The sequence below is a fragment of the Streptomyces sp. NPDC045287 genome (assembly GCF_056432325.1).
In genome coordinates this window covers 43186-55762 of sequence record NZ_JBWKJG010000025.1, presented here as the reverse complement: position 1 = coordinate 55762, position 12577 = coordinate 43186, and the positions used below count along the sequence as shown (strand labels likewise).

Below are 12577 nucleotides of genomic sequence, written 5' to 3'. Positions count from 1 at the left end.
GCCCCGGCTCCCGGGAGCCGGGGGGACGCCCGTCCGGAGACCTCCACCGCCGCGGGGCGCTGGCGCTGAACCTGGCTCCCAGCGGTGGCGCGCCGGTGCGGCGCGCCACCCCGCGATCCAGCGGCGCTCCGCGGCGGCGGGAAGGCTCTGCTCGGCCGGTCGGACGTCCGTGGTGGACGCGGCCGAACCTACCCGCCGTTCACCGTTGCCTGTCAACACCCGTGCCACCTGCGGCGTTTGGGCGAACGCCCAGGTCAGCGACGAAGATCCGCAGGTCGTGGCGGAGCATCCGGCCCGCCGCCCGGGCGGCCGGACCGCCTCCGACTCACTCGTTCGGCCGCACGAAGACCGTGTGCCCGCCGACCACCGTGCGCAGGCACACCGGCAGCGGGGTGCCTGGGGTCAGGTCGGGCAGGCCGGGCGTGCCCGAGCGGGGGTCGGTGGACCAGCGGGCCACCCGGTCGTCGGGTGCCTGGACGACCAGGTCACCGGCCTGCCAGACGGCGTAGTCGGCGGGCGCGCCGGGCACGAGGACGCCGGCGTCGTCGCGGCCGACCGCCCGCCAGCCGCCGCGGGTGTGGGCGGTGAAGGCGGCGCGGACGGAGACGCGGTGCTCGGGCGTCCGGTGGAAGGCGGCGGCGCGGACGGTGCCCCAGGGGTCCAGGGGGGTGACCGGGCTGTCGGAGCCGAAGGCGAGGGGAACACCGGCGCGCAGCAGCGCCGCGTACGGGTTGAGGGTGCGGGCGCGCTCGACGCCCAGCCGCTCGGCGTACATGCCGTCCTCGCCGCCCCAGGCCGCGTCGAAGGCGGGCTGGACGGAGGCGGTGAGGCCCAGTTCGGCGAAGGCGGCGACGGTCTCGGGGGTGAGCATCTCGGCGTGCTCGACGCGGTGCCGGGCGGCGCGGATCCGGTGCAGGCCGACCGTCTCGGCGGCGGCCCGGACGCCCTCCACGACGGCGGTCACCGCGGCGTCGCCGATGGCGTGGAAACCGGCCTGGAGCCCGGCCTCGGTGCAGGCGGCGACGTGGGCGGCGACGGCGTCCGCGTCGAGGTGGGCGGTGCCGGTGTGCGGGGCGTCGGCGTACGGCTCGTGCAGGCAGGCCGTGTGGGAGCCGAGCGACCCGTCGACGAAGAGGTCGCCGGCGGCGCCGACGGCGCCCAGTTCACGGATCCGCCGCGCGTCCGCGGCGCCCGCGACGGCCTCGGCCCAGTAGCCGACGACCCGGGGCAGCCCCTCCTCCCCGGCGAGCCCCAGCAGCGCGGCGAAGTCCTCCTCGTCGGAGATGTCCGGGCCGCCGCACTCGTGGACGGTGCCGATGCCGAGGGACGCGGCGTGGCGGAGGGCGGCGCGCTGGGCCTCGGCGCGCTGGGCCGGGGTGATCGCGCCGTGCGCGGCGGCCCGTACGGCGTGGTGGGCGGCGCCGGTGAGGGGCGCGTCGGGGTGGTGGCCGTCGAGGTCCGCGACGCCGGGGACGAGGTCGAGGAGCGCGGTGGTGACGACGGCGGAGTGCACGTCGATCCGCGGGAGGTAGAGGGGACGGCCGCCGGCCGCCTCGTCGAGTTCGGCGCGGCTCGGGTGGCGCCGCTCGGGCCAGCGCGCGGCGTCCCAGCCGTGCCCCAGCAGGACCCGGTCGCCCGGCCGGGCGGCGGCGAAGTCCCGTACGAGCGCGAGCGCCTCGCCGAGGGTGCGGGCGCCGGACAGGTCGAGGCCGGTCAGGGCGAGCCCGGTGGCGGTCGTGTGCACATGGGCGTCGGTGAACGCGGGGGTGACCAGGGCGCCTTCCAGGTCGATGACCTCGTCCACACCGGAGGCGAAGGCGTCGGCCGCGCCCTCGGACCCCACCCAGGCGACGTGTCCGCGCTCGACGACCATCGCGGTGGCGAAGGGGTCGGCGGGGCTGTGGACGTCTCCGCCGCGCAGCAGCACGGTGGGGGCTCCCCCTGTTCGAGCGGGGTCGGCGGCAGGGGGGAGGTGTTCGCGCTCGGTCATGGTGACCAGCGTAGACAGCGCCGGCGGCCGCGTCCGGCCGGGGGCGGACGCGACCGCCGGGGCGGTCGTGCGGCGGGGTCAGACGCGGGGCGGCCTCGCCTCGTACGGGGTGGAGAGGACCACCGTGGTGCGCGTGGAGACCCCGGACTGGGAGCGGATCCTGGTGAGCAGGTGCTCCAGCTCCAGCGGCGTCGCCACCCGCACCTTGAGGATGTAGTTCTCGTCACCGGCCACGCTGTGGCACGCCTCGATCTCGGGGATGTCGGCGAGCCGGTCGGCGATGTCGTCGGGGGCGCTGGGGTCGAAGGGTTTCACCGAGATGAACGCGGTCAGCGGCAGGCCGACCGCCTCGGGGTCGACGACGGCGGCGTAGCCGCGGATGACGCCGCGCTGTTCGAGGCGGCGGACGCGCTGATGCACCGCCGAGGTGGACAGGCCCGTGGCCTTGCCCAGGTCGGTGTAGCTCATGCGCCCGTCCTTGACGAGCAACTCGACGATCTGACGATCCAGCTCCTCCATGCGGTCAACCTATTGCCCCGGAACCCCTCCGGCCCAGTCGTCCGGTCACCCCGCGGGCACCTGCGGGCGGCATGTGACCAACACCACACGCTTTTGGCCACGGACGTCCGTGACCGGACGGTTATCCGGCGGGCGCGCCGGGAAGTGCTTGGGGTGGTCGGGGCCGCATGCCTGGTCGGCCCGCCTGAGGGGGAGATTCTCCATGCAGGAGCCTGTTGATTCGGTCGAGGCCGATGAGCTCGACGCATACGACATGTTCGAGATGTTCCGGGTCGTCTGCCCGGACTGCGCGCAGCCCATCGCGCTGCTCGCGGACGAGGACACCCTGCCGGAGCACGCGCTGTGCCCGACGCCGTGGAACCCGTTCGTCCTGACGGTGTGCACCGGCTCCGGGCGGCCCGTGGCGGAGGCGCGGCCCGTCGACGACGGGTCGGGGCCGCAGGAGCAGGATATGGGGCTGCTGCTGACGCTCCCCCAGGAGCTCGACTGGCGTACGCAGCCGTTCTCGCACGTGGGCGGGCCGGGGTCCCGCCCGATCAAGGTCCCGCAGATGCGCGGCACCGCCTCGCGGATGGGGCGCGCCGCCTGACCTCCCGCTGATCCGACACCCCGCCCCGGTGCGCACGAGCGCGGCCGGGGCGGCTGCCGTCGGACCCGGGGTACGGCGCGGCACGCCGGCGGGCGGTCCCGCCCGGCCCGCCGCGCGCCGGGGAGCCGCGCCCCGCAACGCGGCGGGCGAGGCCCCGCCGCGGGGCCTCAGCGGCTCTCGGGGCCCACGAGGTGGCGGGCGACGACCACGCGCTGGATCTGGTTGGTGCCCTCGACGATCTGCAGCACCTTCGCCTCGCGCATGTGGCGTTCCACGGGGAAGTCGGCGGTGTAGCCGTACCCGCCGAGCACCTGGACGGCGTCGGTGGTGACCTTCATCGCGGCGTCCGTGCAGAACAGCTTCGCCATCGCCGCCTGCCGGGAGAACGGCCGGCCCGCGTCCCGCAGCCGGGCGGCGGCCAGGTACAGGGAGCGGCCCGCCTCGACCTGCGTGGCCATGTCGGCGAGCAGGAAGCGCAGCCCCTGGAAGTCCGCGACGGGCCGGCCGAACTGGCGCCGCTCCCGCGCGTACGCGACGGCCTCGTCGAGCGCCGCCTGGGCGACGCCGACGGCGCAGGCCGCGATGCCCAGCCGCCCGGAGTCCAGCGCCGACAGGGCGATCGTGAAGCCCTCCCCCTCCTCGCCGATCCGGCGGGAGTCGGGGACGCGGACGCCGTCGAAGTGGAGCTGGGCGGTGGGCGAGCCCTTCAACCCCATCTTCTTCTCGGGCGCGGCGGCGGTGAGCCCCTCCGCGTCGCCGGGGACGAGGAACGCCGTGATGCCGCGCGGGCCCTCGGCGCCGGTGCGGGCCATCACCGTGTAGAAGTCGGCGACGCCGCCGTGGGTGATCCACGCCTTGGTCCCCGTGATGACCCAGTCGTCGCCGTCGCGGACGGCCTTGGTGCGCAGGGAGGCCGCGTCGGAGCCGGAGGACGGCTCGGAGAGGCAGTAGCCGCCGAGGAGACCGCCGCCCAGCATCGCGGGCAGGTGCTCGGCCCGCTGCTCCTTCGTGCCGAACCCGGCGAGGCCGTGACAGGCGAGGGTGTGGACGCTGGCGCCGAGGCCGACGGTGAGGCGGGCGGCCGCCAGCTCCTCCAGGACCTGGAGGTACACCTCGTACGGCTGGTCGCCGCCGCCGTGGGCGGAGTCGTAGGGCAGGCCGAGCAGGCCCGCTTCGGAGAGGACGGAGAAGACCTCGCGCGGGAAGCGCCCGGCTTCCTCCTCCTCGGCCGCCCGGGGAGCGATCTCCCCCTGGACGATGTCGCGCACCAGGGTGATCAGATCCCTGGCCTCCTCCGTGGGCAGCTGGCGGTCCACCGGCTGCGGGGCGCGGTCGGGCATTGCGGCGCTCTCCTCCCTGTCGGGCGCTGCGGCGGGCGCGCGCGAAGGGTTGGGCGGCGCCGCCGGGTCACACTGCTTCGCCGATGCTGCCCCTCCGGGTCACGGAAACGGCAGTTCAGCGGCTGTGGCGGCACGAGTATGCCCGATCGGGTGCCTCCCGTCACCAGCGGAAAGACACCCTTCGGTAACGCTCGTTCACGTCCCGGCGGGAGGGTGCGCCGGGGAACTCAGAGGAGGCCGGCCTGGGTGACGAACATGGCGACGACGACGACGAGGACCCAGCCGAGGACGTGTTCGAGCACCTTGGGGCCGTCGTCCTGGGGGCCTCCGGTGCGGGCACGGAGGAAGGGGGCGGCGGCTGCGTTCGCGGTCATGGCATCTCGCTGTCGTCGTACGGCTGTGACTGTCCCCCCGGCCCCTCCACAGTGCCAGCGGGAAGGCCCCCGTGGGGAGAGACGTTGCTCACTCCCGGCCGCCGCCCCGCATCTCCTGTCCCACGCCGGCGTCCGCGAGCGCCCGGCGCTGGGCCGGGGTCGCCTCGTCGGGCCAGTACAGGTAGCAGACGCCGCCCGTCCCGGAGACGACCCCGCCGGTGGCGTCGCGGCGCCTGGTGCGCAGCCAGACCGTCTCCCACTCGCGCCGCCGGTAGACGCGGCGGACGGCCTGGTTGGTCGGGGACGCCGGGTCGTTGGCGATCACGTCGCCGTCGGCCGTGAAGCCGATCACCGTCATCAGGTGACCGGCGGTCCCGTAGCCGGCCCCCGTCAGCTCGCCCTCCAGGAAGGACTGGGAGGTGATCACGGGGATGCCGGCCCCGACGAGGTTCTCCAGGTCGGTGAGCGAGCGCAGCCGGGTCACGACGGCGTTCATGCCGTCGTAGGTCGCGGCGTAGGCGGCGTTGAAGGACCAGTTGCCGCAGCCCTCGTACTGGCTGTCGTACGTGGCGCGGGCGGCGTGGCAGACCTGCGGATCGGCGTAGGCGGGATCGACCCAGGCCAGTTGACGGGCGGTGGGGCGGCGGCCCCAGTACTCGACGACCATCTGCGAGGAGGTGGGGCTGCACCACGCCTCGCCGCCGTTGTCGTACTCGGGGTACTGGCCGATGTGGGTGTTCTGGGAGTAGCGCGGCACGCTCAGCTCGCGGACCACGCGGTGCTCGGCGGCGGGGACGGTGAAGCGGTCCGGCACGTCGGAGGCCATGGCGCCCAGCCGCCACACGGTCGGCGTGCGGTCGCTCCCGGGTGCGCGGTGGAGGGTGACGCGGAGCCGGTACGACGTGGGGCGCGGCCCGTTCGCCGGGTCGTCGACCGCGACGGTGTCGGTCCAGACGCGGGTCCGGCCGTCGCCCTGGCCGTCGACCGAGGCGCGGCGGATGTCGCCGTCGCCGGCGGCCCAGTGGGCCATCACGTACCACGGCGAGTCGGTGCCGTCCGGGTAGCCGGCGGACAGCTCGACGGTGATCCAGGTCCCGGGGGGCGTGTCGGCGTTCCAGGAGGCGACCAGCTCGGTCGCGGGGGCGGCCGTGGCGTGGCGGGGGGAGGTCCAGGAGGCGTACTCCCAGCGGGCGGTGGTGCCGGTGTGCGGGTCGGTGCGGTCGGCGCTGCCGACGGGGACGTCGATGGCGATGCCGGGGCGGGGGCCCGCGACGGCGCGGACGCCCTCGGCGGTGCCGGAGCGCCAGTCGGCGGGGGTGGTCCAGAAGCGGTTGTCGATCAGCGGGCCGGTCGTGTCCCCGCCGGCGGGGTGCGGGGCGGTGACGGGGCCGGCGGGCGCGGCCGGGGCGGCGGAGGCCGCGACGGTGGCGGCGGAGGCCGTGGCGAGGGCGGCGGCGAGCACGGTCCTGCGCGAGGTCGGTTCGGGCATGCGGGTGGTCCCCCTGTCGGGTCGGCTGCGGTCCGGGCGCACGGGTGGGCGCGGAAGACGGGTCGGCGCCGCCCACTATCGCCGGCGGACCCCGCCTCCGCCAGGCAATCCGCGCCCGCGTCCCCCGGGCGGCCCCCGATGCGCCCGCCGGGGCGTCGGTAGGGTGGCGGCATGTCCCAGGCCGCCACCGAACGCCCCGGCCGCCCCGGCCTCGGGGCGCTCGCCGCCGAGCTGCGCGCCCTCGCGCCGTCGTGCGGGCCCGTGCGGCTCGTCGCCGTGGACGGGCACGCGGGGTCCGGCAAGTCGACGTTCGCCGCGCGGCTCGCGGAGGCCCTCGGCGGGGCTCCGGTCCTCCACCTCGACGACATCGCCACGCACGACGAGCCGTTCGCCTGGACGGGCCGTCTGCGCGCGCAGGTCCTCGACCGGTTCGCGCGCGGCGAGGCGGCGGAGTACCGCCCGTACGACTGGGGCGCCCGCCGGTTCGGGCCGGCGCGGCGGCTGCCGCCCGCTCCGGTCGTCCTGGTCGAGGGCGTGGGCGCCGGGCGCCGCGCGCTCCGGCCCCGCCTGGCGCGGCTGATGTGGATGGAGCGCGCCGCCGAGGAGTCCTGGCGGCGGGGGCGGCACCGCGACGGACCCGCGCAGTCCGCTTTCTGGGACGGATGGACAGTGGCGGAGACCCGCCATTTCGCCCACGACCCCTCCCTGCCGTTCGCGGACACCCTGATACGTGAGTGCCAGGGGGGATACCTGTGGCTGCCGAGGCACTTTTCAGCCGCCGATTCGAAGCCAATCCGTCACACACCGTGACGATCAACGGGGGTCTTCCGCGGGAGTCGGAAATCGGCCGCCCAGACTGCCTCAACTTCGCTTGACCGAGGGGCCGTACAGGTCTTACGTTCTCAATGTGCGGCTTTTCGGAGTCGCCGCAGACGCGAAGCCCCCGGTTGTTCCCCCGTGATCGGGGGCTTCGTTCTGCCCTCGCCGCTCCGGTTCACCCCATGGTTCGGCCGCTTGGCGCTACCCTCAGTAACTGTCGCCGGCGCGCCCGTGAACGCCTCCCGAGCACTGGTCGCGCCCTTAGTCGCGCACCCCGCGCGCGGGTACGATGCACCCCGGTGCGGTCAAAGCCCGTCCACGGGAAGGCGGTCGAAAAGCCTCCGGCGGGCGCCCGCCCGGCGGGACGGCTCCGGGGACACGTGTTGTGGGGGGACCCGATGGACATCGGCACGCAGGGCCCGCAGGCCCCCGCCGACCTCGCCTGGCTGCGCGGTGTCGACGCCTACACCATGGGCGCGTACCCCCAGGCCGAGGAGGAGTTCCGCACCGCCGTGCGGATCGACCCCGGCATGGCCGACGCCTGGCTCGGGCTGCACGCCCTGCGGGTCGACACGACGACCGCGCTGCTGCGGATGTACCACCACCGCGCCCGGTTCGGCGAGCAGCGGCGGCGCCACCGGCGGACGCTGAACTCCTGGTACTGGCTGGGCTGGTGGGTGCAGCCGGTGTTGGAGAGCTCCCGCGACCTGCTGCTCGCCCACGCCTCCCACTGGCTCGACGGCCGGCACGTCCCGGAGCTCGACCGGGCGCTGGCGGGGCTGCCGCCCGTGGACACCGACCCGCAGGTGCGGTTCCTGCACGCCTGCCGGGCCTACCTCGTCAAGGACTGGGACCAGCTCGTCCGGCACACCGAGCCCCTCGTCGACGACCCGCTGCTGGGCATCGAGGCCGGGCTGTTCGGCGGCATGGCGCGGGTGCGGCTGGAGATGTACGGGCAGGCCGAGCCGCTGCTGTCGGCGGCGCTGATGCGGTGCCGCAGCGAGCAGCCCCAGCGCAAGGAGCTGCGCTACTGGCTCGCCCGGGCGCACGAGGGCACCGGGCGCACCGCCGCCGCGCTGCCCCTGTACCGGGCGGTGCACCGGGTGGACCCGGCGTTCATGGACACGGCGGCGCGGCTCGCGGCCATCGCCGAGTACGACGGTTTCGACGGGACGCCCGAGGAGACCGCGGGCCTCGCGGCGGTCTCCCTGGCGGGCGGCGCCGGGGTCGGGGGCGGGGCGGACGGCGGGCCGGGCGCCGACCTGCTGGACCCGGGGTTCGACGACGTCGCGGGCCCCGGCCTCCCGCAGCAGTCCGGGCCGGCCGCGGGGCCGGGCGGGCCCGTGCCGGGGGCGCCGCCCGCCGCGCCCGCACCGCCCGGCGGGGCGCGGGAGAAGGCGGGCGGGGCCGTGCCGGGGCGGCCGGCGCCGCCGTTCCCGGCGAGCCCGACGGACCCGGAGCTGCTGGCGAAGGCGCTCGCCGAACTGGAGCGGATGGTCGGCCTCGATCCGGTGAAACGGCAGGTCAAGGCGCTCTCCGCGCAGTTGGAGATGGCCCGGTTACGGGCGGGCCAGGGGCTCCCCGTCCAGCCGCCGAAGCGGCACTTCGTCTTCTCCGGCCCCTCCGGCACGGGGAAGACCACCGTCGCCCGCATCCTCGGCCGGGTGTTCTACGCCCTGGGGCTGCTCGGCGGCGACCACCTCGTGGAGGCCCAGCGCGCCGACCTCGTCGGGGAGTTCCTGGGACAGACGGCGGTGAAGGCCAACGAGCTGATCGACTCCGCGCTCGGCGGCGTCCTCTTCGTCGACGAGGCGTACTCGCTCTCCAACTCCGGCTACAGCAAGGGCGACGCGTACGGCGACGAGGCGCTGCAGGTCCTGCTGAAGCGCGCCGAGGACAACCGCGACCACCTGGTGGTGATCCTCGCCGGCTACCCGGAGGGCATGGACCGGCTGCTCGCCGCCAACCCGGGGCTGTCGTCCCGGTTCACCACGCGCGTCGACTTCCCGTCGTACCGGCCGCTGGAGCTCACCGAGATCGGGAAGGTGCTGGCGGCGGCCAACGGCGACGTGTGGGACGAGGAGTCGCTCGACGAACTGCACTCGATCAGCGGCCACGTCGTGGAGCAGGGCTGGATCGACGAGCTGGGCAACGGCAGGTTCCTGCGGACCCTGTACGAGAAGTCGTGCGCCTACCGCGACCTGCGGCTCTCCGGGTACGCCGGGACGCCGACGCGGGAGGACCTGGCGACGCTGCGGCTGCCGGACCTGATGCAGGCGTACGGCGAGGTCCTCTCGGGCCGCGGCCCGGGCGGCCGCGGCCCGCAGGATCCCCTGCCCCCGGCGTACTGACCGCACGGCCGCCGGGCACCTCCGCTACGCCGGGAGGGCGTCCGCCTCCGGGGACGGGCGCGGACCCGCGACGCGGACGCGGTGCGCCGGGTCCCGCACCTCCCCCACCAGCATCTCCAGCACGTCCTCCAGTGCGACCAGGCCCAGTACCCGGCCCGACACGTCCGCGACCTGCGCCAGGTGGGCCGCCGCGCGCCGCATCACGGCCAGCGCCTCGTCCAGCGGCAGCTCGGCCCGCAGCGTGGCCATGGGCCGCCAGACGTGCTGCGGCACGGCCCGGTCCGGGTCCTCCAGGTCCAGGACGTCCTTGACGTGCAGGAAGCCGAGGAACGCGCCCCCGCCCTCCGGACGCACCGGGAACCGCGAGTAGCCGGTGCGCACGGTGAGCGCCTCGAGCTGGGCCGGCGTGACCGACGGGGGGACGGTCACCACCGCCGTACGGGGGATCATCACCTCCCGCACGGGCCGCGTGCCCAGCTCCAGGGCGTCCTCCAGGCGCTCCTGCTCGGCCGGGGCGAGCAGGCCCGCCTGGCCGGCGTCCTCGACGAGGCGGTTGAGCTGCTCGCTGGTGAAGACGGCCTCCACCTCGTCCTTCGGCTCGACCCCGAAGACCCTGAGCACGGCTCCGGAACAGGCGCCGAGGGCCGCGGTGACGGGCCGGCACAGCCGGGCGAAGCCGACCAGGGCCGGGCTCAGCCACAGCGCGGTCCTCTCCGGCGCGGCCATCGCCAGGTTCTTCGGGACCATCTCCCCCACCACGAGGTGCAGGAAGACGACCACGGCGAGGGCGATGACGTAGCCCAGGGGGTGGACCAGGCCCTCGGGGAGGCGCGCGGCGTGGAACACCGGCTCCAGCAGCCGCGCCACGGTGGGCTCCGCGACCGCGCCGAGGGTGAGCGAGCAGACGGTGATGCCGAACTGCGCGGCGGCCATCATCTGCGGCAGGTTCTCCAGGCCGTGCAGGACCGTGCGGGCCCGGGGGGAGCCGAGCTGCTCGACCTGGCTGCGGCGGACGGAGACGAGGGCGAACTCGGCGCCCACGAAGAAGCCGTTCGCGAGCACCAGCAGGGCAGCGAAGAGGAGTTGGAGCGCGCTCACCGGGCGGCCTCCGCCACGTCCGCCGTGCGGACCAGCCGGACGCGCCCGGCGCGGTACCGGTCCACCCGGCGGACGAGGAGCCGCCAGCCGGGCAGTTCGGCGCGGTCGCCGGGGGCGGGGATGCGGCCCAGCAGGTCGGCGACGAGCCCGGCGACGGTCTCGTACGGGCCCTCGGGGACCTCCAGCCCTATCCGCTTCAGCTCGTGCACCCGGCAGCTGCCGTTCGCCTCCCAGGCGGGCCGGCCGTCCTCCGGCGCGACGGCGGCGAGTTCGGGCTCGCCGTCCGCGACCGCGTCGTGCTCGTCGCGGACCTCGCCGACCAGTTCCTCGACGATGTCCTCCAGGGTGACCACGCCCGCCGTACCGCCGTACTCGTCGACGACGACGGCGATGGGCTGCTCGCTGCGGAGCCGTTCCAGCAGCGCCTGCGCGGGCAGCGTCTCGGGGACGAGGAGGGGCGGGACGGCGATCCGGCCCACCGGGGTCCGCGGTCGCGCGGGCGCGGGGACCGCGAGGGCGTCCTTCAGGTGGACCATGCCGACGATCTCGTCGATGCGGTCCCGGTACACGGGGAAGCGGGACAGGCCCGTCGCCCGCGTGAGGTTGAGGACGTCCGCGGCGGTCGCGTCGGACCGCAGGGCGTTGACCTTCACCCGGGGCGTCATCACGTGCTGCGCGGTGAGCCCGCCCAGGGACAGGGTCCGTACGAAGAGGTCGGCGGTGTCCTGTTCGAGGGCGCCGGCCCGGGCGGAGTGCCGCGCGAGGGCGACGAGCTCGCCGGGCGTACGGGCGGAGGCCAGCTCCTCGGCGGGCTCCACGCCCATGAGCCGCACCAGCCGGTTGGCGACGGCGTTCAGCAGCGCGATCACGGGGCGGAGGGCCGCCGAGAACGCGTACTGCGGGCCGGCGACGAACCGGGCCACCTGGAGCGGCCGGGACACCGCCCAGTTCTTCGGGACGAGCTCGCCGACCACCATCTGCAGGGCGGAGGCGGCGAGCATGCCGACGGCCACGGCGAGGCCGGACACGGCGCCCGCGGGCAGTCCGGTCGCGGTGAGCGGGCCGCTCAGCAGCCGGGCGAGCGCCGGCTGCGCGAGCATGCCGACGACGAGCGAGGTGAGGGTGATGCCGAGCTGCGTGCCGGAGAGCTGGAAGGACAGCTCCCGCAGGGCCTTGACGACCGTACGGGCGCGCCGGTCGCCGTCCGAGGCGGCGCGTTCGGCGTCGGCCCGCTCCACGGTCACCAGGCCGAACTCGGCGGCGACGAAGAAGCCGTTGGCGAGGATCAGGACGAAGGCCGCGCAGAGCAGCAGGAGGGGGAGGGTCATGCCGCCGCCTCCTCGGGTGCGGAGGGGGCGGCGGAGGTACTACAGGACGATCCGTCCATTGCTGGAGGGGGTCACTCCTCGGGTCGCAGGTGCCCCGCCGGCCCGGTCGCTGCCGTGGGTGCGGGGCGGGGCGCTCCGGGCGCCACCGCGACAAGAGTAATCACGCCGCCCCGGCCCGGGCAGGGTGCCGCGGGCCGGGCGGGGGCCGTCAGCGCTGCTCGGGGCCCGTGCCGCGGTTCTCGGCGAGGGCGCGCAGGGCGCGCGCGTCGCGGATGGCCTGCGCCTTGCCGATGCCCGGCTGGATGCCGAGGGCGGGCAGGCTGGTGCCGTCGCTGAGGTCGAGGAACACCCACGGGTCGCCGACGCGCAGGTTGACGCGGAGGATCTCCGGCCAGGCCAGGCGGCGGCTGCGGGTCAGGTTGACGACGGTGACGCCGTCCTCGTCGGCCACGACCTTCGGGCGGCTCAGCAGGATGAGCACGCCGTAGAAGAGCGCGGCCGTGAGGACGAAGCTCATCCGCTCGCCGGGGTGGAGCCGCTCCAGGACCAGGGCGACCACGGTGATGACGGCGAACATGACGGCGCCGGTGGCGAGGAGCACCGCGCGGGTGCGCCGCGGCCGGAAGGTGACGGGGAGGGCGGGGGCTTCGCTGGGCACGTCGGGCATGGCGGGGCGTTCG

At 75.6% G+C, this 12577-nt stretch carries 11 protein-coding genes; 3 read left to right on the top strand and 8 right to left on the bottom strand.

All coding sequences use genetic code 11. From position 1 onward, the window contains the following. Nucleotides 1-325: 325 nt before the first annotated feature. Both AC07D6_RS30170 and AC07D6_RS30165 read right to left on the bottom strand, forming a co-directional pair. Nucleotides 326-1990 carry an amidohydrolase gene (locus AC07D6_RS30170; protein ID WP_479049645.1) on the bottom strand — a complete coding sequence of 555 codons (1665 nt, stop codon included), beginning with the start codon at nucleotides 1988-1990 and terminating at the stop codon, nucleotides 326-328. A gap of 78 nt (nucleotides 1991-2068) precedes the next feature. Beyond that, the gene (locus tag AC07D6_RS30165) at nucleotides 2069-2509 is read right to left on the bottom strand and encodes an Lrp/AsnC family transcriptional regulator (protein ID WP_236239047.1); all 441 of its coding nucleotides are present in this window, start codon (nucleotides 2507-2509) and stop codon (nucleotides 2069-2071) included. A gap of 202 nt (nucleotides 2510-2711) precedes the next feature. Here AC07D6_RS30165 and AC07D6_RS30160 point away from each other — a divergent pair, with 202 nt between their 5' ends. Further along, nucleotides 2712-3098 (top strand): hypothetical protein, encoded by a 387-nt coding sequence (locus tag AC07D6_RS30160; protein ID WP_479049642.1) that lies wholly within the window; start codon nucleotides 2712-2714, stop codon nucleotides 3096-3098. A gap of 167 nt (nucleotides 3099-3265) precedes the next feature. Here AC07D6_RS30160 and AC07D6_RS30155 read toward each other — a convergent pair whose 3' ends face one another. The 3 genes from AC07D6_RS30155 to AC07D6_RS30145 form a co-directional block, all read right to left on the bottom strand. After that, a complete protein-coding gene (locus AC07D6_RS30155; protein ID WP_479049640.1) occupies nucleotides 3266-4438 on the bottom strand; it encodes an acyl-CoA dehydrogenase family protein in 1173 nt (390 codons plus the stop codon). A 227-nt stretch (nucleotides 4439-4665) separates the two neighbouring features. Next, nucleotides 4666-4812: an SCO1431 family membrane protein gene (locus tag AC07D6_RS30150; RefSeq protein WP_315880995.1), complete on the bottom strand. Its 147-nt coding sequence runs from the start codon at nucleotides 4810-4812 to the stop codon at nucleotides 4666-4668. Between the two features lie 88 nt (nucleotides 4813-4900). Continuing rightward, nucleotides 4901-6301: a peptidase C39 family protein gene (locus AC07D6_RS30145; protein WP_479049637.1), complete on the bottom strand. Its 1401-nt coding sequence runs from the start codon at nucleotides 6299-6301 to the stop codon at nucleotides 4901-4903. A 171-nt stretch (nucleotides 6302-6472) separates the two neighbouring features. Here AC07D6_RS30145 and AC07D6_RS30140 point away from each other — a divergent pair, with 171 nt between their 5' ends. Together AC07D6_RS30140 and AC07D6_RS30135 are read left to right on the top strand one after the other, a co-directional pair. After that, complete coding sequence (locus AC07D6_RS30140) at nucleotides 6473-7111, top strand: uridine kinase family protein (protein ID WP_315880993.1); 639 nt, start codon at nucleotides 6473-6475, stop codon at nucleotides 7109-7111. Between the two features lie 407 nt (nucleotides 7112-7518). Beyond that, nucleotides 7519-9471, top strand: a complete 1953-nt coding sequence (locus AC07D6_RS30135; RefSeq protein ID WP_315880992.1) for an AAA family ATPase — start codon at nucleotides 7519-7521, stop codon at nucleotides 9469-9471. 24 nt (nucleotides 9472-9495) lie between these two features. Here the strand turns inward: AC07D6_RS30135 and AC07D6_RS30130 are convergent, their stop codons facing one another. The 3 genes from AC07D6_RS30130 to AC07D6_RS30120 all read right to left on the bottom strand — a co-directional run bounded on the left by AC07D6_RS30130 (nucleotide 9496) and on the right by AC07D6_RS30120 (nucleotide 12564). Then, on the bottom strand, nucleotides 9496-10569 hold the full coding sequence (locus AC07D6_RS30130) for a hemolysin family protein (protein ID WP_479049635.1): 1074 nt from the start codon (nucleotides 10567-10569) through the stop codon (nucleotides 9496-9498). Beyond that, nucleotides 10566-11897, bottom strand: a complete 1332-nt coding sequence (locus AC07D6_RS30125; RefSeq protein ID WP_479049633.1) for a hemolysin family protein — start codon at nucleotides 11895-11897, stop codon at nucleotides 10566-10568. Before AC07D6_RS30125 ends, AC07D6_RS30130 begins: the two co-directional genes overlap by 4 nt. Before the next feature lie 208 nt (nucleotides 11898-12105). After that, nucleotides 12106-12564 carry a PH domain-containing protein gene (locus AC07D6_RS30120; protein ID WP_479049632.1) on the bottom strand — a complete coding sequence of 153 codons (459 nt, stop codon included), beginning with the start codon at nucleotides 12562-12564 and terminating at the stop codon, nucleotides 12106-12108. Nucleotides 12565-12577: the final 13 nt, after the last annotated feature.

Excerpts from the sequence above, each read along its gene's own strand:
- AC07D6_RS30155 (WP_479049640.1), bottom strand. The coding sequence starts at position 4,438 with ATGCCCGACCGCGCCCCGCAGCCGGTGGACCGCCAGCTGCCCACGGAG.
- AC07D6_RS30140 (WP_315880993.1), top strand. The coding sequence starts at position 6,473 with ATGTCCCAGGCCGCCACCGAACGCCCCGGCCGCCCCGGCCTCGGGGCG.
- AC07D6_RS30170 (WP_479049645.1), bottom strand. The coding sequence starts at position 1,990 with ATGACCGAGCGCGAACACCTCCCCCCTGCCGCCGACCCCGCTCGAACA.
- AC07D6_RS30150 (WP_315880995.1), bottom strand. The coding sequence starts at position 4,812 with ATGACCGCGAACGCAGCCGCCGCCCCCTTCCTCCGTGCCCGCACCGGA.
- AC07D6_RS30120 (WP_479049632.1), bottom strand. The coding sequence starts at position 12,564 with ATGCCCGACGTGCCCAGCGAAGCCCCCGCCCTCCCCGTCACCTTCCGG.
- AC07D6_RS30145 (WP_479049637.1), bottom strand. The coding sequence starts at position 6,301 with ATGCCCGAACCGACCTCGCGCAGGACCGTGCTCGCCGCCGCCCTCGCC.
- AC07D6_RS30135 (WP_315880992.1), top strand. The coding sequence starts at position 7,519 with ATGGACATCGGCACGCAGGGCCCGCAGGCCCCCGCCGACCTCGCCTGG.
- AC07D6_RS30165 (WP_236239047.1), bottom strand. The coding sequence starts at position 2,509 with ATGGAGGAGCTGGATCGTCAGATCGTCGAGTTGCTCGTCAAGGACGGG.
- AC07D6_RS30160 (WP_479049642.1), top strand. The coding sequence starts at position 2,712 with ATGCAGGAGCCTGTTGATTCGGTCGAGGCCGATGAGCTCGACGCATAC.
- AC07D6_RS30125 (WP_479049633.1), bottom strand. The coding sequence starts at position 11,897 with ATGACCCTCCCCCTCCTGCTGCTCTGCGCGGCCTTCGTCCTGATCCTC.